Here is a 23,758-nt window from a genome sequence, read left to right as displayed (position 1 = left end):
ACATATGTAAAAAATGCAACCACAATAACATAAGTTAAAGTAAGCTGCATTGCAAAACACAAAAGAGAATATAAATTGTTTATAATAAACAAATTTCTATTTATTTCAATATTGAATTTAATACTTAAAGGGCCTTTAACAAACCTCGAAGATTTCGTACACGATCTTGCATACCTTCAAAAACACTCAAAAGTACGTTATCACTTCCAACAAGTTTATTAAATGTATTTAAAACATACTCTTTATCTACAGACTTAGTTTTAAGACTTTCCATATTTTCTACAAGATCATTAATAATAAATTCAAATGAATTTAAAAGCAGTTTTCTTATTTTCATAATACTCATCAAACGATTATAAATAACAAAAACTAATTCTCGGTCTGTAGAATTCTTAAGTTTGTCTAAGCAAGCTCCATCAAAATCTTCATAAATCAATTGCAAAGTCAGATCTGATACTTTCTCTAAAAGCAATACAAAGTTGTTTGCAAGCATTGCTTCATTTGAACTAGAATCATCTAAATTGAATATCTTTAATATATCTATCAAAGAATATAAAAGTTTACGTTTATATTGCAAGGCAGCAATAACATTATCACGTGTAGCTATACTATCTTTTAATAAAGGCATTTTATGAAAAGGAAATTTGAAAACATCTATATTTTTAACTAGCCTCTTCAAATTTAATTTGCGATTTCTATCATCCATTTTATAATTTTCTAATATCAATAATATGTCTGATATTCCAGAAAAACCTTTCTTAGAACCTGCACCATGAACAGAGCCAAACAATTCATTTAAAGGAAGACTGCTCTTGCAATCAGAACTATATCCCCCCCCTCCTTCTCCTCCTGCAAGACCAGTCCTATCTGAATGGTTACAAGATATCAAACCTAAAGCAACAACAATACTAAAAACATTAAATCCCATTTTTTGCACGCTATATCTCCTTTATTTAAAATAATTAAAAAAATCAATATTCTATTAACCAATCTTTTAAAACTCCAAGAATTATTGGAATTCGACAATTAAAAATTATAACACAACTATTATATTAATCAATATAATTATATAAATATGATTAAATTAATTTTAAAAATTAAATATTGTTAATAAATATCTAAACTCAATTTAAGCAAATTGACTAGACAATGTTTCAATTTGATTAGATATATTACTTATCAGATTAACTGATCGTTTAATATCTCCATTTTCGTCAAAAATATCACTAAGTTTACTGAGTATATCTGGATCATTATTTATTTCTGATTGAATCTTATTCATCGATTTTATAATCTTTAAAATCACATCCCTTCTCATCTTCATTACATCATCCAAGAGCAATTCAATCTTAGAAACAATATTTATCCCCTTTTTGCTCCTTCCAAGTCTTGCAAAAAACGCCTCATTTAAATACTCATTCAATATTATTTTAACTGAATCTGTAGTATCCTTTAAGAGATCCAACAAATAAATAGCAACAGCAGTATCCTCATTCTCAGCAGGAGGATCTTCTAATCGCAATTTACTAAATAACATCTCTACTATCTTAATAACACCAAAATCATACCCAAGGCTTGCATAAATACTATCTTGTATATCTCCATTTTCACTATCAAAAGCTGCAGATACTTTAAAAAAAGGAATATCAAATTGATAATCAGCCTTTTGAAACTTAATCCCTTTATCAGCTAATGACATTTTATACTTAGCCACCTTATCCGACAACTGACTATAGATAGGCTCTCTTAAAACAACTTCAAACTTAGTTAAAGTCTCAACTTGTCCAAAATCCCCTGAATAGCAAGAAAATATGCTCAAGAGCACACACAAAATAAAAACTATTCTCATAAATATTCTCCTTTTCCAAATTCAAGTCATATGCATCAAAAAAACAAAAAAATATTTATAAAATACACATTATCTAATTCAAAACTGTACTTACACATACACTTATACCTTTAATAACAATTAAAGGACCATAAAGGTCCTTTAATTTATAAATTTTTTACGACATCCTCAATATATTGCCCATTATCTAAAAAACGTTCAACTTCATTTTTATCAACAAAATTTCCAGCATTAATCTTATTCAATTGATCTAAAATTTCATCATTACTGCTATTTAAATCAATCTCTAATATATGCTTATTTTGAGCAGACATTAATTTTTCTTTTGAATCTAAAAACTCCCTTAAAGAAGAAGTAAATTTCTCAACATCCTCTATTTTTGCAAGTTTATCTAAATTCTCATCACTAAAATTTTTCTTTACAAAATAATTCAAAAATCTTGCATCTGAATTTAGATTATCTAATAACAAATGAACAGATATTAAATACTTTTTATCATCATCTTTATCATCATTCTGAGCAACATTTTGCTTAGGAACAAATGCTGCATCAAACTTCTTTACAATAGCATCTATATGTTTTAAAACATCAACATTATAACCCACTGCCGCATAAACATAATCATCATTAAACTCATTTTCTATCTCTAAACCTTCAACTACTTTATTACAAAAATCAAATTTATGCTCAGATTTTTCAAACTTATCTTTTGCATCTTTAACTTTAGCTTTATATTCTTGTAATAAAACTTTAAAATCATTTAAATTTTTATCATCCTCAACAAAACCATCATCTTGAGGCATTAAAGTTTTCAAAGAAGCCTGTAGCTGACTTAAATCAACTTTAGAATCTAAATTACAAGACATAACAGCAAACAACAACACATAAAATATAAAATTACTTTTTCTCATATAATTTCTCACCTTTTAAAAATTTCTCAAAATCCTTGAATCTCAAATAAGAATCATTATATTTTGATAATATATTTTATACAATAAAAATTACATTTTTGCAATATTTACGAACAAAAAATTTGAAAAAAATTAGAATGTGAATTCTGAAACAATATATCTAAAAAAATACCTAAAAGATACAAATTCTAGTATGCTTCTAGGCATATATAAACTAAAGGAGAACAACAAAGTAAAGGACAAAGTACTTCAATCACACACTCATGTGCTTGAAAGGACTTTATAAAACATCAAAGAGTTAAATTTTCTTAATATTCAAATTAAAATCATCTAACTGCTCTTGAAATTCTTCTAGCCATTTCTTTTATAAAACGAATATTTGCATTAATATTTCCATCATAAAGAATATCTCTTATCTGTATCGCAATCACTTGCTTTATAGCAGCTGGGTCTATTGCCAATATTCGTTCCTTAATCTTAAATAAAAGTTCTCTCTCCTTAGTTATTGAATCTCGTAAAGCAACGGTAATTACAGAAATAGAACTTGCACTCCTAGTGGTGCTAATTCTACTTAAATATTCATCTCGCAGATGTACATTAATGATTTCATCAATTGGCTCTGCAATCTCTTTTAAAAGATACAACAAATCATAAATAAGTTTTGTATCTGCATCTGTCATATCAGAAGTGATATTAAACTTTTCACAAATCTTGACCAATCTCTCTAGAGATGCAACATCATACTCAAAAGCAGCATAAACATTATTACGAGAATCTGGAAGAGAAAAAACTGGAATAAATTTCTCAAAAGGAATATTAAATTCATAACCTAATTTTTGAAAATCATCAAATAAACTAATAACTCTTTTTTTATATGTCAATACAGTGTCTTTCAAAATTGCATAAGCCCTATCCCTTGACTCCATCTCTTTAATAAACACCATTGGATCACAAGCTAATATAACAAAAATAAGGGACATAACACACATACTAAACATTAAAGCCATTCTTTTCAAAAAAATCCCCCTTCCCCAAGATCAATTAAAATATAAACATTAATATTACTTAAAATATTATTCAATATTAATATCTATTATTATATAATAAAATTATATTGATAAATCAATTTAATTTTAAAATATTATTAAAAAATAAAATATAATGCTGTTATTTTTTAATATATTAATAAAACTTTAAAAAAACAACATTTTAAAGAGATTTTTAATGACAGAAAAATAAAAAAATTGCTAAATCTATTGAAAAAAATAAAATAAATTCAAAAACCTTAAAAAATAAGCAATTGTTTATATAAACTCATATAAACAATCAATAGAATCATCAAAATATTCACATAAAATCATCATCATGCAAAGGCTCAACACGCATGGGCTTTATATAACCATTACCTTTAGTAGAGAAAAAATCATGGGTTTTAGTGTCAGTTCTAAGACCATTTAAAACCAAAGGATTAACATCAGTATCTTTAATATTAAATTTAGTATCAAAACCCAAATTCATCAATGCTTTATCAGCATTATACCTTACAAAAACATCAACAGCAGATTCAAGTCCCACACAAGAATAAAGCTCTTTAGTATATTCTCTCTCAAGAGAATAAAGTTTTTCTAAAATTAATGACACCTCTTTATATGCAAGCGCTTGTTCTTTCATTGTCATTTTATCAAATTCTTCTTGAGCCAAAAGACCCACAAATACACCATGAACAGATTCATCACGCAATATTAAATTAATAATCTCACCACTATTAACCATCTTACCTTGTCCTGCAAGATACAATGGATAAAAAAAGCCTGAATAAAATAAAAATGTCTCAAGAAATACGGAAGTACACAATGCTTGATATAAACTCATTCTATCGTGTATGTTATTATATTTATCCAAAATCAATTCTAACTTTTCTTGATAATTTCTATAAGTTTTAACCCAATCAAATATATAATCTATGCGATCGATATTAGAAAGACTTGAGAAAATGCTACTATAGCTCTTAGCATGCATATGCTCCATAGCACCCATAAATCCAAGAATTGGCTTATAATCTAGATTATCTATAGCTAAAGCTATACGTGGCATACCAACAGAACCTTGTTCTGTGTCTAATAATGTAAGCCCACCTAAAACTTTTTCATAAACATCTCTCTCATCAACAGACAATGTATTCCAAACCAACTTATCATCAGAGATTGGAATCTCCTCATCTACCCAAAATTGTCTTATATTTTGATCCCAAAACATCTTAGTATAGCCATTATTAAGCCTATTCCAATTTATGGCTTCTCTATTCTTTCTCATTAATAATACTCCTCAACTTAAAAGTACACTTAAAAAGTTAAACATCTATATTGCACAAAGAATACACTCATTTACTGAGAGATTTTTATTACGCGTATAATACAAGCTTTTAAGCCCCTTATTCTTTGCATAAATATAAAGTTTTACAAGTTCTCTAGTACTAGTTTCATTTGTAACATAAAGCAAAGTACTAATTCCTTGATCAACATGTCTTTGTGCTTCACTTACAAGATCAATTAATTTTCTCATATCCATATAATATGCAGACTTAAAGAAAATAGCATTTTCTCTGCTAAGATATGGCATTGGATAATAAGTTGTAGAATTTCCATAAACTCTAGCCTCAACAGGCTCAACAATAGGCATAAGAGATGTTGTTGCATTCTGAATATAAGATATACTCTGAGTTGGAGCTACAGCTAATCTATAAGCATGGTAAAGTCCATATCGTTGAATATCTCCTTTCAAATTGTTCCAATCACTCTTAGAAGGAATTTTAAGACAGCCAAATATTTCCCTTACAACTTCACTTCTTGGAGAGAAATCTTCATTAAGATACATATTAAAATAATTACCATTATAATATTCACTCTGTTTAAAATCTTTAAAAACAGAATTTCTCTCTTTTGCTATATTCATGCTGCTCTTTAGAGAATAAAAATTTAACAACATAAAAAATGTGCGAACAAAATCCAAAGCCTCATCACTCTCATAAGGAATTTTATTTTTAATTAAAAAACCATGCAAATTCATAACACCAAGACCAACAGCACGATAATCATCATTAGCTTTACGTACACTTGGAGCATTATTAATACAAGCCTTGTCAACAACAGATGTCAAAGCTCTCATAGCCAAGTCAACAGTAAATTCCAAATCACTATTAATTACATTAACAATATTTAATGAACCCAAAATACAACTAACATCATATCCAATAACATCCCCCTCACCATAATTGCCAATAATAGAAGGTGTTTGAATCTGAAAAATTTCTGTACAAAGATTAGACATCTTAACACGTCCAACCTCTTTTAATGGATGATTTAAATTACATGAAGTTTGATACATAATATAAGGGTATCCTGATTCAAACTGAAGCTTTGCAATACGAACAAGCATATCTCTAGCCGATATTTCTTTTTTTATAATACGAGGATTACTTGCAAGTAAATCATAATCTTTATCAAAATCAATCTCATTCATCACAAGCCCAGTCTCTTTATAAACTGAATATGGGGCTAATGCATAATAATTTTTATCTTGCTTTGCAAGTTCAAAAAATTTATCTGGAATTATTACTCCCAATGACAATGTCTGAACACGACTCTTCTCATCAGCATTAATCTTTTTTGTATCTAAAAAATCTTCTATATCATAATGAAAAATATTTAAATATACAGCACCAGCACCCTTTCTCTGCCCCATCTGATCTGCATAATTAAACCCATCTTCTAAAAGCTTCATAACAGGAATAACACCTTTTGCAACATTACAAATTCCCCGTATCTCTTCACCCCTAGCTCTAATATTTGAAAGATTTAAAGCAACACCCCCACCAATTTTAGAAAGCTGCATAGCAGAAGAAATATTAAAAGTAATGCTATTTAATGAATCACCCACCTCTAATAAAAAACAAGATACAAGTTCACCTCTAACACACTTACCAGCATTTAAAAAAGTGGGAGTTGCAGGCTGATATCGCTGCTTTATCATATCTAAAGCAAGTCTCAATGCAAAATCAAAACATCCATCAGCAAGAAACAAACTCACTGCAATAATTCTATCTTCATAAGACTCAAGATAAGTATCTTTTACTTTAAGTGCATAATCCTTATAAAATTTTGAAGCACTCATATAAGACTTAAATTTAAATTCCTCTCCCTCAACAGCTTTATAGATTGCAAGTATTTGATCTTCAGAATATTTTTGATAAAAATCTTCATATAAATTGTTATCAATCAAATAATGCATCCTTTCATTTGGATTTTTAAATTTTAAAGATTTACTTTTAATTTCTTCCAAAAAAACACTCAAAGCCTCAAGATCTTTCTCTAACCTATAAAACCCGTCTCTTAAAACCATCATCTCATTATTTAACTCTAAGTGCCTCATCATTAATCCTTTCCATAAAATTCTTAACATCATGTGATGTTCCAGATAATTCAAATTTTAACACTTCAGGAACACCATATTTATCTTTTATTAAATTAACAGCATTGCAAAATGAATCACCCCAATTTTTATTTCCACTACCAGCAACACCAATCATAAATTCAAAATTATGCTCTAAAAATTTATCAACTTCAGATGGAACTTTTCCAAATGCAATAGTATAAGTAAGTAAAACATAAGGTTCCTCAACAATCTCATCACCTGTAACAATACGAAAAGTATTGCTAAGTCCTGTCTTTGAGATAAAACGCCCTATATTTCCTGTTTTTGAAGCATAAACCACTAAAATATACTCACCTCTTTGTAAAGATTACAATACTTATAAAAAAATAATTCATAAATATTATAACCAAATTAACTATAAATTGAGTTTTTCTTTCAACCTATCTAAACTTTTTTGTGATAAATTAAGTTTTGTTAAATCTAATGCCTTTCTAATCTCACATACCTCTTCACTTGAAAGCATTACACCTCCTAAAATATGCTTTTTAAAACTACTAGTTGCCAATGGTACCACCAAATTAACAATATCCAACAAAACATTAGCATATTCTCTTATCTCTTTTTGTGCATGGCTTGATGATCTTAGTTTAATGAAACGAAACAAATTATTAAGATCAATCTGCCAATACCATTCGGTATATAAACTTAAAGGCAAAGTTATTCTTGCAAGCTCCCTGGAGACATCTTTTTTAATCATATCATCATAAATTTTATAAGCATTTTTATAACTCTCATTAAGACCATCTAAAAAAGATATAGCAACATTAATGTCAATCTCCTCATCCGATCTACCCTGTTTATTTAGCAAACTTTGTGTCTTAACATCTTCTCTTAAAGGCACATAAAACTCTTCTCTCATAAGACTATAACGTCCTGAGACTTCATTAATTCTTGAAGTTCTATGTCTCATCCACTGCCTTGCAACAAATATTGGAGCTTTAACATGAAAAGTAAAAACCACTTGCTCAAAAGGACTTGTATGCTCATTCCTGATTAAATAATCAATCAGACCGGCATTATCTCTTTTTGCTTTAGAATCTCTATAAGAAACTCTAGCAGAATTAACTATTCTCTCATCACTGCCCATATAATCAATAAGCCTTAAGAACCCTTTATCTAATACTTTATATTCTCTGTCCAATATCTCTTCTGCTGCATCTACATGATCGTGCATAAAACCATCCTACTTAATTAAAAATTTTTTCAAAAAATAAATTATCGTCTGCGTATCAAAGTCACAAAAACAAATATCAAAATATCAAAAAAACTAATATAATGACTCTGCAAACACTTTACGAATCACCCATCATACAATAGTTTATCTTACCTTTAAATACCATAATACACCTCAAACACCTTAACTATTTATAAAAAACTTAACCACTACTTTGACAAAATCAAAATAAGAATTAAAGTAAAAATTAATAGATAAATGTTAACACAAAACTATTCAATATTAAACAAGCTATTTTGCCCAAAAACGCATATTTAATTTATACACAATTAAGATAAGAATAAACTTGTAAATAATAACATATAAGTTATAAATTAAATTTCAAAATAATAAAATTGCTATAAAAACATGTTTTTATGATACAATGCAAATTTTGGGAGGATTAAAAATTGAAAAAAATAATTATTTTACTACCTTTATTTATAATATTATTATCTATAGCATCTTGTTTTTTAGATGATAAAACAGATTACTCAAAAGCTCAATTTGATCAAGCATTAAGTAATATTATAAATAAATACGATCATAATAAATTAAAAGATTTACAAAAAGAAGAAGTTGTTGCAGAAGAACAAACCACATTTGAAGTGCTTGAAGGGCAAAAAGAACAATGCATGTGCATAAGTTGTTGGTTCTGGTGTAGCTGCCCAAAACCCAAATGTTATATTACTTGGATGAAAATTAAAGCCAAAGAAATTGTTGACCAGGATAAAAAGGTACTAGAAGCTCTTAAGGACAAACTTAGGTATTCATATTCAGTATCGCCTATCAAATACAATAATGATTACAGCACATACGTTATGCCTTTAATCCTATTTGAAAGTATGGACGAAAATATTGAAGTTACATCATTTAATTTAAAAGACCATCAAAACCTAAACTTTAATAATAAAAATGTTTTAGGCGGTTTTCTTCAAGGAATACCAAAAGTAGAAAAATCATCTGAAGAGGGATATAAAAATGTATACCCTTATGGAATACTAAACGCAATAGCTCCAACTGGTGGAGAAGAGTTGATATCTGCTTTTAAATCTCTATACAAAAACGGAAAATGGGATTTCATGAAGGCAGAAATTAAAGTAAAAGACAAGAAAAACAATCAAGAATCAACATATAATATACTGCTTGATGGGAAATTATTTAATGAATTTATAAAAACAGTAATAAATAAATATCCAGGCACAACTACTACAAATACCAAATTCCAAGTTCCCATTAACAACTAAAAATATAAAAAATTCTACAATTAATACTTAAGATTCTCAGTAATTTTTTATTAATTGTAGAATTACTCAGACTTATTAAACAACCTCAAACAAAAGCCAATAACCCTAGATACACAATTCTCAACATTTTTTTTAAAAAAATAAATCATACTGACCCTTAATTTAAGTTTCAATTCATAATATTTAATATACTTAAACAATGAAAAAAATTTTTATTGATATAATTTATATTATACTAATTAAAAAAACCACTGTATCAAATATAAAATTTAAAAAACCAAATAGTTAAAGGGGGTAAAAAAAAGTGATAAGAATTATAATAATATTATTAGCCATCGTATCATGCAATGTCCAAAAAGATAACAACTTAGAAAAACAACAGAAACGATTTATTCAACCTACATATAATAAATTTAAAAACAAAAGAACTCCAGGAAACATAGACTCTAAAGAAAATATAAATCAATATCAATCAGCACAATTACAAATAGAAGAAGGAATTTTAGATGTATGCTTACAAGTAACACCTCATTCGTGGTGGCCTTTTTATAAAGACAACTGCAAAATTACTTGGATAAAAAACAATTTTCAAAAAATTATTGAAACAGATACACAACAAGAATCAAAACTATTTCAAGGTAAATTGCATTACACATATATAGTAGCACCAATTAAAAGCCATGATAAATATACCCAATATGTTATGCCTTTAATATTATTTGCAAGCCTGGTTGATTATATTGAAATAATTTCATTTAAATTAAAATGTCGCCCAAATTTAAATCTGGATTTTGAAAAAGGTTCCATGCAAAATCTTAGAAATCGGGTGGCCACTCAAGTAAATAAAGCAGTTAAAGACCAAGGTTATAAAAAAGCATATCTTTATGGAACAATAAATATGCTCTACCCAGATGGTGGAAAAGACTTAATAAATGCATTTGGGAGTCAGTACCAAAATGGTACTTGGAGCTTTATGGAAGCAGAAATAACAACCAAAGACACACTTAATCACACAACAACCACTAAATCAATACTTCTAGACAGCATAATGTTTAACGAATTTTTAAAATCAGTTATAAAAAAGCATCCTAACATAAAAGAGGCAAACAATCAATTCAGAGCACCTGTTGATTAATCTGATCATTCCTAATGATCAGATTTTAAATATCAACGGTTTTTAAAAACTTTAAAAGTAAATATCCAAACTAATACGCATGCAAAACATCATACACCTGCCTCTTTAATGACGCAAATATCCCTGAATGATTGGCCAATTTAAGCGCCAAATAAGCCCCATTATAACCACTATCAACACAACAAGCAACTTTTAAAGTTTTTAGATATTCTTTTTCCTTTACATTAAGTTGTATTTCAAATGTATCTTTTCTAGGATTCCCATCTGCAAATTCATATATAGCATCAAGTATTTCATCTCTAACTTTTAATGTCAAAACTATATCAGCAACTGCCTCTTTTACCTTATCAGCATTAAGAATAACTAAAAATTCATAAAACTCATCATCACTATAAGTACGCATATGAGACATATCATCCAAAATAGTAGAATCTGTCAATGCACTCCTTAAAAATCTAACTGCCTGTTTTTCTTCATTTGATAGCTCAAAATCTGAAATTAACTTTTCTAATGAAGCATTATCAAAATTAACACCAATATCAAAATCACTATCAATAATATCATGAAAAGCAACATCATCAGAATCATACATTAAATCAAAATTACCAGAATACTCTTCATCTTTACAACAAAAAAATAAAACAAAAAACAAGAGCAAATTACCAAGAACTTTCATATTTTTAATATCTCCTTCTAATTGAAAAAGATATCTCATTAATATCAATTTTAATAAAAATTAATAAAATTAATTAATTAAACTTCAATATATAAAATATAAGATTCAATTAATATTAATTATAATACTCAAGATACACCTGCAGTACTGCCACTTGCAAGAGTAGGAGCTCCACTGGCATTTATATAAGTTATGGTTCCAGAAGAATGTGTATGACTTTCAAACAATCTGCCATTAATATACACATTACCTTTAAGTTCAATATTACCAGCTTCAATAACCAAAGACTTAAGAGAAATTTTGGAATGTTCACCGTCACAAGTTATGTTCTTTAAATTCAAAGAAGAATCTTCACTAGTAATATCAAGTTCTCTTGTATCAATTTTAAATTTTTCTACACTTATTCCCACATTTCTAAGAGTTAGAGCATTTAAAATATAAAAATAATGCTTATCAAAATAATTATTATCATTTTCATTAAAAATATTTATACTGCTTTGAAGCAAAACCACCCTATCACCTTCTACAAGCTCAAGTTTTAAATTTGAAATATTACGACTTATAATATTTAAATCTTCATATTCTTCAATTACAACAATTCCCTCTTGTTTTTCAAAATCAAATTCCTTAACAATCCCAATCCTACAGATAAATACATTATCTTGCAAATATCTCTTAGCATCCTCAAATGCCAAATCTTCACTCAAATTCCCAAGTCTTCTTGAAATTTCATAATTGCTTTGCATAAATCCTACCTATAAAATATAAATTATAAATACCTATAAAACATTAGATTCGTCATAAAGACTTAACCTTAATACACACTTACCTACATTATTTAATTCAGCACTGGTTCTTTGAACAATAGTCTTAACAATATTTCCATACCTATCAACAAATTGAAACGGATCTCCGACCTTAATTTTATCTGTAAAGAGAAGTGTAGCATTCCAAAAATTAATAGTAGATTTGCCCACAAACCTAACCTCTCTTTGTGGACTAGAGAGAGGCACAAAATTTTCAAGTTTTTTATAATTTTGATTACTGCTAAATCCATTAAAATTAATAAATACAAATTTAGTATCAATTTTATAATCTAAATCCCCAATATCAACAAAAATTAATTGAACATATTTCCCAATAAGTCTTTCTATAAATTCTTTTAAAGTAGAGACATAAAAACTCTGATATATGATGCTCTCCATATCTTGTTCACTCATATAAATAATTGCTTGACCTGGACATGCCAAATTAATTGCATCTTTAAGAGATTTACCAGTATAATCTTTAACATCAAGTTTTTTATTGAAAAACGTATCTTGAGATAAAAGATAAACTTCATATTGAAAAATAAAATCACCATTATGACACTCAAAATCAACAGGCGCACCCAAATATCCAGAAATAATAAATTTATAACCTAAATCATCATCACTAGAAAACTTTTTATAATATATTCTAACAATATCTCCCTGTCCTAAAGATTTGCCAAAATTCAAAGGTACATTAAACAATCTAATTTGTGCTTTTTTCCACTGCAAAGAACCCACATAAGAATATTCATTACTAATTAAAATATTAACAACAGGCACTCCATTTTTTGTCTCTACTACCAATTTAGGTCTTTGATCTCCAAACGCAACATCATTACTATAAAACTCCATTTTAAAGTCATACTGAAATAACAACATACAATTCCTTATTATTGCAATCAAAATCTTCAATTACAACCTATAATCACTCTCCAATTAAAATCAATATTTACAAAGACCTACAAAATTAAAAATTAAATTTAACTAAAAAATTTAATATCCAAATCAATCACCAGATTGACATTACTCATCACCACTATCTTTACTGCCTCTCTTATAAGTCACAGGTTTCTCACCAAGTGGCCTTACAACAGGTCTTACAAAATTTGGTCTAATATCACTACCAGGTCTTCTAAGGCTAGGTCTTATGCTACTTGGTCTAAGATTTCCTCTCTTAATACTACTTGGTTTTACAACTTTTGACCCTGAAACATTTGGTCTTCCACTCGATTGTCTTGAAACAACAGATCTTGGCATTTCTTGTCTTGGAACAGATTGTTGCACACGACTTTCACGATCATAATTTGGTCTTTGCCCTCTATTTGCAGAGTAATTTTCACGATCATAATTTGGTCTTTGGCCTCTATTTCCAGAGTAATTTTCACGATCATAATTTGGCCTTTGCCCTCTACTTACAGGACGACTTCCACGATCATAATTTGGTCTTTGCCCTCTACTTACAGGACGACTTCCACGATCATAACCTGGCACTACCGCACCTCTTCTTTCCTGCGCAGCATCATCATATTCATTTTCCATAGAATTATTACCATATCTTTGATCATTTAATTGATGATTTATCTTCTGACCATTTGAACCCAATTTAATACCAAGTCTTTGTTTAATATAATCTTCAACAAACTCAATCTCTTTAAGTTGCAATCTAATAAATAACTTGGTATAGTCTGGATTTTTAATCCAAGTTTTATTACTAAAAGTTAAAACCCTATGTCTATACATACCAAATGCATCTTCCATAGGAATTTCTATCAATTGTTTAAACCTATTATCAGTTTCTGTAAAAACATCATCATCAAAATATTGACCATATTCTCTTAAAAACTCATCTTCTACTTGTAAAAAAATATTATCTCGTATCACATTCACAAGACATTTGTAATAACCTTCAAGCTCTAATATTCTAGATAAAATATGCTTTGCTTTAACATTTTTATTTGAATCATCAACATTTACCAAAATACCATCTACAACTTCATAACTTGCCTCATAAGCTTCCTCAATATCCCGCTCAAAATTCCAACTACCAAAATCAAAAGGTCTAACTAAAGGTGATGATGGACTTACAACTGAATTAAGATTTGAAAATAAAATGAATAAAAATACAATATACCTAAATTTAACCATAAACATTCTCCTAAATAAATATAATTATATTATATAATTATATTTTAACCTTTATAAGTAGAAAAATTAAAAGTTTTTAATATTTTAATTTGCAAACTAACATTAATCTCTTCAATGAATGCAGTATCTCTAAATTTTAAAGAATTAATAATAGTCAATTCATGAAATCCAATCATAGGACCATAAACAGAATAATAAAAACCCATCTTAAATCTTTCTCTAAAGTGCACTTTAACAAAATTAACATTAAACTCTAAAACACTATTTGCATAAGATGTCTTTTTTAAATGTTCAATCAAAAACTTATCATGTATAGAAGACAAAATGCCATTAGAAACATTAATTATCTCTGGATTTGACACAACATTATAACTTAAAACCTCACCTTCTTTTAAATTAACATTAACAGTTCCCTGTTCACTACTGGCATTGCTAAAACTCTCCTCGGTTGGTTTTGATTTTGGAAATATAAAAAACAACTGTGGCACATACACAAATCCCTTAAAATCGGGACGAGGAAAAAGGACAATAAAATTAGATGAAACTGAGAGACTTAAAACATGATTTACAATATCCAAAATCATTGATGTTATATTTTTTTTATCTATCATATTAAATATCCTCATAAATAAAATAAAATAAAATAAATAAGATTTTAAGGGATACGCGAGATTGCATTACCAATCTTAATATCATTTATATTACCCCCAAAAGACCCACCTTGAGAATTACGGGTTATTGCATCTGATAAAGCATTAATAGCATTCTCAACATTGTTAAAATAAACACTTAAAGGATCTACAACACTCCTCTCGAAATCCATACCACAAACCTGCTTTATTGAATCTCTAATTTCTGTCAAAATCACATTTAAATCATTACAAACATCATTAAGTCTTAAATTATCCAAGTCTAAATTGGTTTCCAAATTAGCTTCTGGTTCTGTTTTTAAACTGGTTTTATCTACTCCATCTTGCTCTGCATCTTCAGATTTCTCTTCATAGCTGTCCCAACCAATAATTTTTTTTAAATTGAAATCTTTTAATATTACATCTAATTTCGTACCAAATTGTGACATCAAAGTAGAGAAAAGATCTGAAACTGCACCTCCCAAAGGTTCTCCAAGGGAATTACTAAGAGAACTTTTGATATAATCTGTTTTCTTTTCTTTAATAGTAGCAAAACTTTTTATTAATTGATTCTTAAGAGGAGACAAAATACCATCATTAAATAATTTATAAATAACAGAAACAGCATTATCATTATCTTTTGGTTGCTGTTTACCCTTAAAATTACTTGCCAAATTAATCATTTCAAAAAACATCTTGGGCATATTTGTTATATTTTGTTGTTGATCATTAGACAATAGAGATTTAAAACCAGCCGTTTTGCGAATAAAATCATTAATATCCACCTGAGTATCAAATTTACCCGTACTTGCAAGCATGCTTTTGATTTTTTGAGTTTCAGATTTATTATAAGTCACATCATTAATTCCCAACACAGAACCACCTTTGGTTTTAAAATCAAAATCACCAGGAACCATATTTAAACGTGTCTTAGAAGCTGCATTTACATTTAAATATTTAAAAATATCTGAATATAACATATTTGACTTTATACTTGAATTTGAAATCAAATCTACATTTGAATTTAAGCGCGGCAAATTATCATGTAAGTCATTAGACTCCATAGGTACTAAAGGTATTAAAAAAGAATTTGAAACTAAAGGTTTAATTAAATTAAAATTATTTTCTTGATTATCATTCTTTTCTCTAGACCTAAAAGTTTTCATATTTAAATCTTTAAAATTTAAATTTTGCATAGATTTTGGTGCCTCAATTAAGTCAAAATCAATATTTGCTAATTTAGGTTCTGATAATTTGGGCAAATAACTTATAAAATCATCACCAAAATCTTTGGCAAAGACTTTACCAAAATCTTTAGATTTAAAATCATTAGAGTTAGATACAGAAAAAAGAGAAGCTATTTGTTTTTTAAAAAAATCATTACTACCCATAAACTTTGATTTAAATTTTGATTTTAAATACTCATCTAACTCAATATTAAAATTAGAAAGATAGGTTAAATCTTTCTTTGTAGCATCAATGCCCAAACTCATAAAAATCTCCCACTAACCTAATAACTTTGAAACCAAAAATTTTTCATACACTTCTTTCTTAAGTTTAAAATTAGCAATTTTGTTAATTTCCATAAGTTCATCATATTTAAACTTCTTAACATCGTTAAATGTACAAACCTCCATTAAAACGGGGAAATAATACTTACAAGTTTCACTTCTTAAATACTTTAAATAATTTAAATATTCATTTAAAATTTCACTACGATTCATAAATTTTCCTTAAATTTTTTTAAACCTAACCAACTTCTCTTAATACCAAATCATCATAATTCCACCTCTCATCAATATACGAATACTTAACAAAAGTCCCATCAGAATCTTGAAAACTCTCAATATAAACCAAACTAGGCTTTTGCAATCCTGATATTTTTTCAACTAAAGAATACTCAATAGCAAACAAAATAGTAGGAAGTGGATATTTATACAAAAATGAATGCTCTTTATTATCATTAATAATGTCATAAAATTCATCAAAAAAAGATGCAGATATCATTAAAGAGCTTACTTTTTTCAAAGTAGATAAATTATTTAATTCTCGTCTTAAAGTTTCTTGACTTGAATCAAAACCTAAAATAGAATCCCAATCATACATAGGAATATCTCTTACAACATATTCATAAGTTTTATGTTTAGTTAAAATCTTAAGTTTATATCTCACTAATCACCTCCTTTCAACTTCACAATTAATTGCATGAATTACAAAATTTACAGTATCACTGCCACTTGCATAAGTTCTACTTGGAATTTCAGAAAAAAATGCACTATTAGAAATAATCTTAAGTCCCATTTGATCATTAAAAACCAATGATTTTAATTTGTCTCTCTTATAGCTAGAACCATAAAATTGCTCATTACTAAGTTTAGTTAAGACCTTATAATCAAATGATCCTTTGGTAATCTCTAAATTAAATATGTGAATAATAGTTCTAGGATCTCTAAAACTTGGAATTGGAACATTTCGCTCCTCAGTACTGGCAGTTGCCATAACATTTGGAGAAGTTGAATATTGCAATTTGCCCCTATCAATAAGCACACCTGAGAAACTAAAGAACACTAAATCTAATGAATAATAATCCTTCATCAATCAACCTCCCGTCTTAAATAATCATTAATATCATCACTACTTATGTTTAACACAACGCTCTTAAAACTATCATTATATTTAACACGAATAGACAAATCTAAACCCAAAACATTATCTCTCTTAAGTCCAAACTTAATATCACCAAAAGACACAATAAGTCCCCTCTCTTTAAATTCTTTAAATAAACACTCAAGTCCTGCCGTATAAGCATTGGGTTTCCCATCAGCAAATTTTAATTCACTAAGCTTACTATTTTGCCTATGATTTCGATTCCAAATACGAATAAGTTCATGTGTTGATTCATTCTTCAAAAGGTAATAAGTGAATGCCTCATCAATTGGCATTGATGAGCAATCTACTGCTTCCTTAAATGCCAAAACACCATCCCTACCGGTTTCATTTAAAAGCGAATAAAAATTAATATTATGACGTCTTAAATTATTAATTAAAGTTGCATCATAAATTGGGTTTGCCCGTAATGTAATTCCATAAGGATTCACAGAATGAAACATGCCAGCCTCATATAAATATTTAGCTGCAAATTTAAGATGTAAATTATCAGCACCATTATCATAAACCAAAACAACACCATCCCTCTGGCTTACTGGTAACACTTCCAAAAATTCAGGCAGCCTATTAAGATTTGTTGAGAATACTACAAATTTAATCAGACTTTTAATCATATTCCATTCTGTCCCAAAATTTTCTTCTAAAGTAGCAACAAATATAACAACTGCATGTATATTTTGCTTTAAAAACTGAACTACATCGTCTATATTTTCGTAAATATAAAAATCAAAAGACCTAAGCCCCTCCTCATTAAAAAAATCATTGCTACTCTTTATTAAAAACTCAATCTGCTCGGCAGCTAATTTAACCTTCTCTACATCTGTTTTAACATCATCTCTTACACTCATAGAAGTTAAAAAATCTCTAAAGCTTCCACTAGTTAAAACAAAATGCCCTTTTTCTAAAACATCACTCTTATAAATAAGCAAAGGATTATAATAACCAATATTATTCAACTTCACTTTATCTTCAATTAAATTGACATTAATTGTATCTTGCGGCATATTATCTCCTATTTTTAAATTTAACTTTTAAGTTTAATTTATTTTTTTTAATCTATTTTATTTTCAACAATTTGTATATTTGCCCTGTAATTTTGACTAAGTCCCAAAACACCTTTTAATCCATTACAAGAAGTCTTAACAAACCCTCCATTTATTAAATCACTTGTGGATTTTAAATAATAATTCAAAGACAAATCATATTCATTTTCTAAAAGATTTGGTTTTAAAAACTTAAATTCAAATGCATTATCATGCAAAAATTCTAAAAAATATTCATAAATAGTATGCAACCCAACATATATCTTAAGTTCTCCAACCTCTCCTACAAATCCTAAAAAGAAAAGTATAAATTTAAATCCAAACTCATTAACATTCTCATAAAAACTGCCACTTCTAAAATCTCTAACATCCAAAGAATCAAAACCTTCTGGCCTTATTACTAAAAGATAAGATCCACTAATTTCTAGATCATTTAAATATAAAGGATTATAAGAATTTATAATCTTCACTTTAAAAGAATGTTTCTTTAAATAATCTTTAAACTCAAACAATATTTTTACTAAAAAAGTTTGAGATTCATATAAACTAAGTAACACAAATATTCTCCAAATAAACGTAAAAATTTAAGTTAAAGTTTTCTAAGCATCAAAACAATATATCTAAATCTTTGATTTAAACAAAAATTTAAATGCCTACTTACACTTAAAATTTCCATAAGATCATTACCCACTAATAATTGCTCTCCTGCATTAAAATCAAGAACATCTAAAGTATAAGTCTTTGCATGAATTTCTTTAACAAATATATTAGAACCAAAAAGCTCAATATTACTCTCACCACTTGGTAAAAACACTCCATCAAATTTAATAGGAGTTGTTTTATCAATCTTAATTTCATAAGAAGAATTGATCTTATTTTTAATTAAATTTTTTTTAAATAAAAACATCGGTTGTGTATACCTTTTAATATTACGAACTATGGCTAAATTAATAGCATCCATCATACAACCCCTATTAAAACTTTTTTATTAGTCTTAATATCTTCTACAAGATTGTTAAAAGCAGAACAAAAATCATTAACCAAAACTTCACCACGCAATGCATCATCAAAATACTCAACTGATATTTCACCTAATCTCTCAGACTTAATTTTACCCAAATCAAAATATAAAAGTTTTCCTCGCTTTTTAAGTTCACATCCAATAAAGTAATAAATAAGCAAAAAAACATTACTTGAATTTAAATCTTTAAGTCCTAAACCTCTGCTCAGTAAAACATCTTCAAGTAACCCTATATACAAATTAAATTCTTCAAAATTAAAATCTAAACTCTTAATCATAAGTAAATTCAATATCTTAGAATAAATCTTATCTAAATCCTCATTACGATCCATTATTATGTCCAACTTATCTTAAATCTAAGTATTGATTTTTCACTTGCAAGAATGCTTCCAATAGAAAAATCCAAAAAACTAGTTCTAAAATTACTACTTGACATTTGTGTATATGCATTTAAAATCGGAGGATGTCCATCTTTTAGCAATAAAAGCTTAGAACTTCTTGGATAAATTAACATCTCATCATCCAATAAATTGGTAGTCTCAAGCTCAATATCAGCATCATTATTTATTGCTCTTAGAGAATCAAACAACACATCTTTATATGAATAATTATTATTACTCAATCTCTCAAGCAATATCGCTTTAATTTTCGGAGTTGTAAGTACTCTAAAAGGCACTCCTCGCTCATCTTCTACATTAATATTACCAATCTCATCATTACAAGCCTTTATTAAATCAGAAGCTTTAGTAACTTTAATATTTTTATCTATTTGCCCTGGAATATTAAGTAATCCATACATAGTTTCTCTATTAGAATCATCAACCAAAAGTGTTCGCTCTTTAGAACCAGAAAAACACAAACCACCCCTTAAATAATGTGAACTTAAAAGTTTATGTATTTGTGATAAGGAATACCTAAGTCCTTCTCTCATATTAATATTATTAACTGCTTGAATATCCAATCTGCCATCAGGTGCATAATATGTAAATGCATATTGAAAAGGTAAATAATTAACAAGAACAACTTGCCTTTTAAACTTAATAGTAGCAACCGTACTAAAATCATTTACCTTAAGTGTTGGCAAATCCACAATACTAGAATTCCATTTAATAACTCGCTCACTTGTAAGTGATGCATCACTAGTTTCTATTTGTTCATTATCAAAAAAATGATAATATTCAGGGATTGGCCTATCAACAAAAAGAGAATCTCTAAGAGTATTTATAAATTCTTCATTATTAAATAAACTTTCACTCAATGTTTAATATCTCCTTAATTTTAACTAATTTTTTCAAATTTATTTTTAAAATTGAATTATTAATTCAATTACTATTTAAATTACCATATTATTTGTTTACAAAGGCTTATTGATAAGCATTACCTTTGCACCATAAAATCCTGACTTATCTTTAAACTCTAAAGCATCACTTAAAGCCAAAGCTTGCATATAAGTACCATTGGTCTTTACCTTTGAAAGTACTCCCATATCATCAAAAACCAATTTATCACCAGCCTTAACATTCATATCTGACAACAAAATACATTCAAAACTATTTGCAATTGAGATGACTGTTGCTGTTCGTGTCAAATCATCATAATCTATGCAAATTCCATAAAGATCATTTCCACCACCACGTGTCACGCAAGTCGACATACCATTTTGAACAACAAGCTTAACTCCACGTTTATAGCAAAACCCAATATCCTGATAATTTTCAAATTTATCTGCCAAAGAATACTGCAAGCCCCCTCTATGAGCAAAATAAATATCTCGAGATCCAAACTGAACCTCCCTATCAAAAACTGCTGGATATGTGGTATGATCTTTTAGTCGCTTTAAAACTTCTGATTGCTTGCCCAATTTTAAAGATGCAAGTTCACTCTCAAGTCTATCTTTTTCCCTAGTAAGTCTCTCTACACTGGCCTCTAATGCACTCTTATCTGCCATAAATACTCTCCTATTTTAAATTTATACCAAACTTAAATTAAATTAACTTAAAGATTTAAACATTATAAAAATCTTGCCTAATTTGCATCCACTCATTAAGCATTGCCTGTCTTAAATCTTTATAATCTTTTATTGTATGACTTGTATTTCTTAAATTTAACACCTCCTGAACATTGCCTTTAGTAAAAGTCATAAGACCATATGAATTATTACTATTTTTAAATGAATCAATATTTACACTTGCAAGCCTTAGCAATATATCTTTAATTTGACTATTTAAATTTAAAACATCAAGACTACCTGCAACTGCCAATATTTGCTTCTCATCAACATACTTTTTAATGAGTTCACACACTTGAATATCTAAAACCTCACCAAGTGCATGGCCTGAATTAATAAGTTCTTTTGTATTATAACTTAAACTCAAGTTATCATCAGCAAGCCTAGTAATCCAAACAGCTCTAGTTAACAATTCATTATTATTAATATCATTATTGATATTATGCTCAAATTTATTATTAAGTTTATTATCAATATTTAAATCTTGATTTACATCAACATTTTTATCACCATCTTCAAGGTCATCTTTTAGATTAACACCAGAAGCCTTTATCATTTACTAAACCTCCTAAAATTAAAATGTAATTTACTATTTAATACTTCTATCTCATCATCACTTAAAGAATTTGATCTTACAATATCTAGATACTTAGAATAAACATCAAGAAACATCATATCTTCTTCCAATCTTTCTTTATCACTAAGTACAATTAGATCATTAAAACACATATTAAGCCTGTAATACTTATTAAGCTTAATATTAACTGAGAGTGCTACTGCTTCCTGAACGGTATGTAAAAAGTCAATATAGTTAGTCCTATCTCCCTTACCATCACTCCCCAAGCCCTTTACCTGCTCATTAAAATTTCTAGTCAATGGTTCTTTGCTATCAGCACCTATTTTTGCTTTTACAAGTTCAAATGCATCCTTTAAAAATGAGAGATCATATTTTATAACCTGCAAACTTGCTCCCTCATCAGCACTATAAAATACTCCATCATTACTCAATCCACTCTTTAATCGCTCAATAACACGACTAAGCTCAAAATCGACTGTTTCCAAATTTTTTTGATTATCATCATTTTTAAAAAATGTAGAAAATAAACCTCTGCCCTTACTACTAAAATGACTTATCTGATTCTTAGCATCCTGTAAAGCATCCATAAGACCAACCAATTGTTCATCCTTGTAAAATAAAAAATTATATTGCCCAATACGTTTTTCTATTTCTGTATATATCTGTTCTAACAAGCAAATATCTAAAAGTAAACTTTGAGTGTAGACTGGTGTATGCTCACTCAATACATAATCAAAATTCTCATAAATTATAACTCTACTTTTATGCACAATAATAAAAGTACCATCATCTTGAAAATACTTTAAATAATCACTATTGTGATCATCTTTTATTCGATTATAATCTAAATACTTAAATCCAAATGGCAATTCATCATTAACACTTTTACTTAAATCTTCATACAAATCTTTAGGTCTAATTAAAATATATCCAGCACCATTAAATCTATAACTTATAATTGCCTCAAGAAGTGCATTTGAGAGTTCTAAATTTAAAAATTGCAAACTACTATAATCAAGAGAATCTTTCAAAGATTCTAATTTAATTCCACACTTCAATGCATCTTCTGCTGAATTTTCTATATAATTCCTAAAGAATAACGAATATTTATAAAGCTTTAATGGATCTATTGCATATCTTTTAAATAAAGCATGTTCAAAATCATTCATAGTTTTTTTAAATATCATAAATTAATTATATCATCAATATTTAACTTTGTAAATTAAATATCAAAAATATCAATCAATTTTATAAATAATTATACACATATATCTATTCTTTAAATCTTAATTTATTTAAGATTTAAAATAAAATTTAAAATAAACTTTATATCA

At 27.9% G+C, this 23,758-nt stretch carries 27 protein-coding genes; 2 read left to right on the top strand and 25 right to left on the bottom strand.

Annotated features, from left to right (window positions below):
• Nucleotides 1–124: 124 nt before the first annotated feature.
• The 8 genes from U880_RS0106620 to thyX form a co-directional block, all read right to left on the bottom strand.
• Complete coding sequence (locus U880_RS0106620) at nt 125–928, bottom strand: hypothetical protein (RefSeq protein WP_235048040.1); 804 nt, start codon at nt 926–928, stop codon at nt 125–127.
• A 201-nt stretch (nt 929–1,129) separates the two neighbouring features.
• On the bottom strand, nt 1,130–1,849 hold the full coding sequence (locus tag U880_RS0106615; protein ID WP_024655271.1) for a hypothetical protein: 720 nt from the start codon (nt 1,847–1,849) through the stop codon (nt 1,130–1,132).
• 146 nt (nt 1,850–1,995) lie between these two features.
• Complete coding sequence (locus U880_RS0106610; RefSeq protein ID WP_235048033.1) at nt 1,996–2,760, bottom strand: hypothetical protein; 765 nt, start codon at nt 2,758–2,760, stop codon at nt 1,996–1,998.
• Between the two features lie 326 nt (nt 2,761–3,086).
• Nucleotides 3,087–3,767, bottom strand: coding sequence for a hypothetical protein (locus U880_RS0106605; protein ID WP_235048039.1), 681 nt, complete (start codon nt 3,765–3,767; stop codon nt 3,087–3,089).
• Between the two features lie 340 nt (nt 3,768–4,107).
• Nucleotides 4,108–5,073 carry a class 1b ribonucleoside-diphosphate reductase subunit beta gene (nrdF, locus tag U880_RS0106600; RefSeq protein WP_024655268.1) on the bottom strand — a complete coding sequence of 322 codons (966 nt, stop codon included), beginning with the start codon at nt 5,071–5,073 and terminating at the stop codon, nt 4,108–4,110.
• Nucleotides 5,074–5,118: 45 nt separating this feature from the next.
• Nucleotides 5,119–7,191 carry a class 1b ribonucleoside-diphosphate reductase subunit alpha gene (gene nrdE / locus U880_RS0106595; RefSeq protein WP_235048032.1) on the bottom strand — a complete coding sequence of 691 codons (2,073 nt, stop codon included), beginning with the start codon at nt 7,189–7,191 and terminating at the stop codon, nt 5,119–5,121.
• Nucleotides 7,166–7,531, bottom strand: a complete 366-nt coding sequence (gene nrdI / locus U880_RS0106590) for a class Ib ribonucleoside-diphosphate reductase assembly flavoprotein NrdI (protein ID WP_051373904.1) — start codon at nt 7,529–7,531, stop codon at nt 7,166–7,168. The genes nrdE and nrdI overlap by 26 nt, the downstream gene beginning before the upstream one ends.
• Nucleotides 7,532–7,606: 75 nt before the next feature.
• Nucleotides 7,607–8,425 (bottom strand): FAD-dependent thymidylate synthase, encoded by an 819-nt coding sequence (gene thyX / locus U880_RS0106585; protein ID WP_024655265.1) that lies wholly within the window; start codon nt 8,423–8,425, stop codon nt 7,607–7,609.
• Between the two features lie 449 nt (nt 8,426–8,874).
• On the opposite strand from thyX, the gene U880_RS0106580 reads away from it, so the two are divergent.
• Both U880_RS0106580 and U880_RS0106575 read left to right on the top strand, forming a co-directional pair.
• Nucleotides 8,875–9,711, top strand: coding sequence for a S2/P23 family protein (locus U880_RS0106580; protein WP_024655264.1), 837 nt, complete (start codon nt 8,875–8,877; stop codon nt 9,709–9,711).
• Nucleotides 9,712–10,015: 304 nt separating this feature from the next.
• Complete coding sequence (locus U880_RS0106575) at nt 10,016–10,846, top strand: S2/P23 family protein (protein WP_024655263.1); 831 nt, start codon at nt 10,016–10,018, stop codon at nt 10,844–10,846.
• Between the two features lie 70 nt (nt 10,847–10,916).
• On the opposite strand, the gene U880_RS0106570 is transcribed toward U880_RS0106575, so the two are convergent.
• From U880_RS0106570 to U880_RS0106490, 17 genes are all read right to left on the bottom strand, one after another.
• Complete coding sequence (locus tag U880_RS0106570; RefSeq protein WP_235048031.1) at nt 10,917–11,522, bottom strand: BTA121 domain-containing protein surface lipoprotein; 606 nt, start codon at nt 11,520–11,522, stop codon at nt 10,917–10,919.
• A gap of 128 nt (nt 11,523–11,650) precedes the next feature.
• Nucleotides 11,651–12,268 carry a DUF777 family protein gene (locus U880_RS0106565; protein WP_024655261.1) on the bottom strand — a complete coding sequence of 206 codons (618 nt, stop codon included), beginning with the start codon at nt 12,266–12,268 and terminating at the stop codon, nt 11,651–11,653.
• Nucleotides 12,269–12,301: 33 nt separating this feature from the next.
• Nucleotides 12,302–13,213 (bottom strand): DUF693 family protein, encoded by a 912-nt coding sequence (locus U880_RS0106560; protein ID WP_024655260.1) that lies wholly within the window; start codon nt 13,211–13,213, stop codon nt 12,302–12,304.
• 144 nt (nt 13,214–13,357) lie between these two features.
• Entirely contained in the window at nt 13,358–14,479 is a 1,122-nt protein-coding gene (locus tag U880_RS0106555; protein ID WP_235048029.1) for a hypothetical protein, read from the bottom strand.
• Nucleotides 14,480–14,523: 44 nt separating this feature from the next.
• Complete coding sequence (locus U880_RS0106550) at nt 14,524–15,090, bottom strand: DUF792 family protein (RefSeq protein ID WP_038359574.1); 567 nt, start codon at nt 15,088–15,090, stop codon at nt 14,524–14,526.
• Between the two features lie 44 nt (nt 15,091–15,134).
• Entirely contained in the window at nt 15,135–16,601 is a 1,467-nt protein-coding gene (locus U880_RS0106545) for a hypothetical protein (RefSeq protein WP_024655257.1), read from the bottom strand.
• Between the two features lie 12 nt (nt 16,602–16,613).
• Nucleotides 16,614–16,832 (bottom strand): DUF1322 family protein, encoded by a 219-nt coding sequence (locus U880_RS0106540; RefSeq protein WP_012539422.1) that lies wholly within the window; start codon nt 16,830–16,832, stop codon nt 16,614–16,616.
• 25 nt (nt 16,833–16,857) lie between these two features.
• Nucleotides 16,858–17,280 carry a DUF1473 family protein gene (locus U880_RS0106535; RefSeq protein ID WP_024655256.1) on the bottom strand — a complete coding sequence of 141 codons (423 nt, stop codon included), beginning with the start codon at nt 17,278–17,280 and terminating at the stop codon, nt 16,858–16,860.
• A 3-nt stretch (nt 17,281–17,283) separates the two neighbouring features.
• A complete protein-coding gene (locus U880_RS0106530) occupies nt 17,284–17,703 on the bottom strand; it encodes a DUF1463 family protein (RefSeq protein ID WP_024655255.1) in 420 nt (139 codons plus the stop codon).
• A complete protein-coding gene (locus U880_RS0106525; protein ID WP_024655254.1) occupies nt 17,703–18,779 on the bottom strand; it encodes a DUF787 family protein in 1,077 nt (358 codons plus the stop codon). Before U880_RS0106525 ends, U880_RS0106530 begins: the two co-directional genes overlap by 1 nt.
• A 47-nt stretch (nt 18,780–18,826) precedes the next feature.
• Nucleotides 18,827–19,375, bottom strand: coding sequence for a DUF764 family protein (locus tag U880_RS0106520; RefSeq protein ID WP_024655253.1), 549 nt, complete (start codon nt 19,373–19,375; stop codon nt 18,827–18,829).
• A gap of 32 nt (nt 19,376–19,407) precedes the next feature.
• Nucleotides 19,408–19,779 (bottom strand): hypothetical protein, encoded by a 372-nt coding sequence (locus U880_RS0106515; RefSeq protein ID WP_235048028.1) that lies wholly within the window; start codon nt 19,777–19,779, stop codon nt 19,408–19,410.
• Entirely contained in the window at nt 19,779–20,171 is a 393-nt protein-coding gene (locus tag U880_RS0106510; protein ID WP_235048027.1) for a DUF3890 domain-containing protein, read from the bottom strand. The genes U880_RS0106515 and U880_RS0106510 overlap by 1 nt, the downstream gene beginning before the upstream one ends.
• A 2-nt stretch (nt 20,172–20,173) precedes the next feature.
• On the bottom strand, nt 20,174–21,097 hold the full coding sequence (locus U880_RS0106505) for a hypothetical protein (RefSeq protein ID WP_024655250.1): 924 nt from the start codon (nt 21,095–21,097) through the stop codon (nt 20,174–20,176).
• A gap of 96 nt (nt 21,098–21,193) precedes the next feature.
• Nucleotides 21,194–21,787 carry a DUF228 domain-containing protein gene (locus U880_RS0106500; RefSeq protein ID WP_024655249.1) on the bottom strand — a complete coding sequence of 198 codons (594 nt, stop codon included), beginning with the start codon at nt 21,785–21,787 and terminating at the stop codon, nt 21,194–21,196.
• A 55-nt stretch (nt 21,788–21,842) separates the two neighbouring features.
• Complete coding sequence (locus U880_RS0106495; protein ID WP_024655248.1) at nt 21,843–22,403, bottom strand: DUF1357 family protein; 561 nt, start codon at nt 22,401–22,403, stop codon at nt 21,843–21,845.
• A complete protein-coding gene (locus U880_RS0106490; protein ID WP_038359570.1) occupies nt 22,400–23,611 on the bottom strand; it encodes an anti-CBASS protein Acb1 family protein in 1,212 nt (403 codons plus the stop codon). Before U880_RS0106490 ends, U880_RS0106495 begins: the two co-directional genes overlap by 4 nt.
• Between the last annotated feature and the right edge of the window lie 147 nt (nt 23,612–23,758).

This window comes from Borrelia hispanica CRI (assembly GCF_000500065.1).
Taxonomy (GTDB): Bacteria; Spirochaetota; Spirochaetia; order Borreliales; family Borreliaceae; genus Borrelia; species Borrelia hispanica.
Note: the sequence above shows the minus strand (reverse complement) of the source record. Positions and strands in the feature narration are given on the sequence as shown.

What these genes read in the sequence shown, in the direction of transcription:
- U880_RS0106620 (WP_235048040.1), bottom strand. Translation starts at nt 928, where the DNA reads ATGGGATTTAATGTTTTTAGTATTGTTGTTGCTTTAGGTTTGATATCT.
- U880_RS0106615 (WP_024655271.1), bottom strand. Translation starts at nt 1,849, where the DNA reads ATGAGAATAGTTTTTATTTTGTGTGTGCTCTTGAGCATATTTTCTTGC.
- U880_RS0106610 (WP_235048033.1), bottom strand. Translation starts at nt 2,760, where the DNA reads ATGAGAAAAAGTAATTTTATATTTTATGTGTTGTTGTTTGCTGTTATG.
- U880_RS0106605 (WP_235048039.1), bottom strand. Translation starts at nt 3,767, where the DNA reads ATGGCTTTAATGTTTAGTATGTGTGTTATGTCCCTTATTTTTGTTATA.
- nrdF (WP_024655268.1), bottom strand. Translation starts at nt 5,073, where the DNA reads ATGAGAAAGAATAGAGAAGCCATAAATTGGAATAGGCTTAATAATGGC.
- nrdE (WP_235048032.1), bottom strand. Translation starts at nt 7,191, where the DNA reads ATGATGAGGCACTTAGAGTTAAATAATGAGATGATGGTTTTAAGAGAC.
- thyX (WP_024655265.1), bottom strand. Translation starts at nt 8,425, where the DNA reads ATGCACGATCATGTAGATGCAGCAGAAGAGATATTGGACAGAGAATAT.
- U880_RS0106570 (WP_235048031.1), bottom strand. Translation starts at nt 11,522, where the DNA reads ATGAAAGTTCTTGGTAATTTGCTCTTGTTTTTTGTTTTATTTTTTTGT.
- U880_RS0106565 (WP_024655261.1), bottom strand. Translation starts at nt 12,268, where the DNA reads ATGCAAAGCAATTATGAAATTTCAAGAAGACTTGGGAATTTGAGTGAA.
- U880_RS0106560 (WP_024655260.1), bottom strand. Translation starts at nt 13,213, where the DNA reads ATGTTGTTATTTCAGTATGACTTTAAAATGGAGTTTTATAGTAATGAT.
- U880_RS0106555 (WP_235048029.1), bottom strand. Translation starts at nt 14,479, where the DNA reads ATGGTTAAATTTAGGTATATTGTATTTTTATTCATTTTATTTTCAAAT.
- U880_RS0106550 (WP_038359574.1), bottom strand. Translation starts at nt 15,090, where the DNA reads ATGATAGATAAAAAAAATATAACATCAATGATTTTGGATATTGTAAAT.
- U880_RS0106545 (WP_024655257.1), bottom strand. Translation starts at nt 16,601, where the DNA reads ATGAGTTTGGGCATTGATGCTACAAAGAAAGATTTAACCTATCTTTCT.
- U880_RS0106540 (WP_012539422.1), bottom strand. Translation starts at nt 16,832, where the DNA reads ATGAATCGTAGTGAAATTTTAAATGAATATTTAAATTATTTAAAGTAT.
- U880_RS0106530 (WP_024655255.1), bottom strand. Translation starts at nt 17,703, where the DNA reads ATGAAGGATTATTATTCATTAGATTTAGTGTTCTTTAGTTTCTCAGGT.
- U880_RS0106525 (WP_024655254.1), bottom strand. Translation starts at nt 18,779, where the DNA reads ATGCCGCAAGATACAATTAATGTCAATTTAATTGAAGATAAAGTGAAG.
- U880_RS0106515 (WP_235048028.1), bottom strand. Translation starts at nt 19,779, where the DNA reads ATGGATGCTATTAATTTAGCCATAGTTCGTAATATTAAAAGGTATACA.
- U880_RS0106510 (WP_235048027.1), bottom strand. Translation starts at nt 20,171, where the DNA reads ATGGATCGTAATGAGGATTTAGATAAGATTTATTCTAAGATATTGAAT.
- U880_RS0106500 (WP_024655249.1), bottom strand. Translation starts at nt 21,787, where the DNA reads ATGGCAGATAAGAGTGCATTAGAGGCCAGTGTAGAGAGACTTACTAGG.
- U880_RS0106495 (WP_024655248.1), bottom strand. Translation starts at nt 22,403, where the DNA reads ATGATAAAGGCTTCTGGTGTTAATCTAAAAGATGACCTTGAAGATGGT.
- U880_RS0106490 (WP_038359570.1), bottom strand. Translation starts at nt 23,611, where the DNA reads ATGATATTTAAAAAAACTATGAATGATTTTGAACATGCTTTATTTAAA.